Here is a 743-nt window from a genome sequence, read left to right on the forward strand (position 1 = left end):
AGTCATAACCACCCGTGAAAACGGGTGGCTTGTACACCGGCTATAAGCCGTTTCTCTCCAGCGGCGTCTAAAGACGCTCGCTGAACTTCGTTCAGGTCGTGCTATATTACTTGACTAATGCCCGTCACAACGGGCTTTTACCTTGTTCTAAATCCGCCATCAGAAAACGGATCTTCATATTCTTTTACACTCAGCTTATCGAGTGCAATGTCATTCTTTTCCTGCTCGCGAATATATTTAGCTACGGTCTTTTCGTTTAGTCCAACGGTACTTACATAGTATCCCCTAGCCCAGAACTTTCGATTTCCATACTTATATTTTAAATTAGCGTGCTTATCAAATATCATCAATGCACTTTTGCTCTTGAGATACCCCATAAAATCGGAAATCGAAAGTTTGGGAGGTATCAGTACAAGCAGGTGTACATGGTCTGGCATCATATGACCTTCGATAATCTCCACGCCACGACAACCGCATAGATGTTTAATAATATCTATCAAATCCGACCTGACTTTGTAATATATCGCCTTACGGCGATACTTAGGTGTAAAAACTATATGATATTTGCACATCCATTTAGTATGTGATAAACTGTAACTGGTTTTAGCCATTTATTTTTCCTCCTTTATCTAACCTGAACAATTAGATTATACTTGGAAAAATAAATGGAAGCTAGAAGCCTTGTCAGCCACCAGCATAGCTGGTGGTTTTCTTGTTTTTCTCTACGAGAAAAACTGGCTTGA

At 40.1% G+C, this 743-nt stretch carries 1 protein-coding gene; it reads right to left on the minus strand.

Annotated elements, in window-relative coordinates; translation table 11 throughout:
* Window positions 1-137 precede the first annotated feature (137 nt).
* Window positions 138-611 (minus strand): IS200/IS605 family transposase, encoded by a 474-nt coding sequence (gene tnpA / locus B4W83_RS11920; protein ID WP_001140801.1) that lies wholly within the window; start codon window positions 609-611, stop codon window positions 138-140.
* Window positions 612-743: the final 132 nt, after the last annotated feature.

Source organism: Streptococcus pseudopneumoniae ATCC BAA-960 = CCUG 49455, assembly GCF_002087075.1.
Taxonomy (GTDB): domain Bacteria; phylum Bacillota; class Bacilli; order Lactobacillales; family Streptococcaceae; genus Streptococcus; species Streptococcus pseudopneumoniae.

Excerpts from the sequence above, each read along its gene's own strand:
- tnpA (WP_001140801.1), bottom strand. The coding sequence starts at position 611 with ATGGCTAAAACCAGTTACAGTTTATCACATACTAAATGGATGTGCAAA.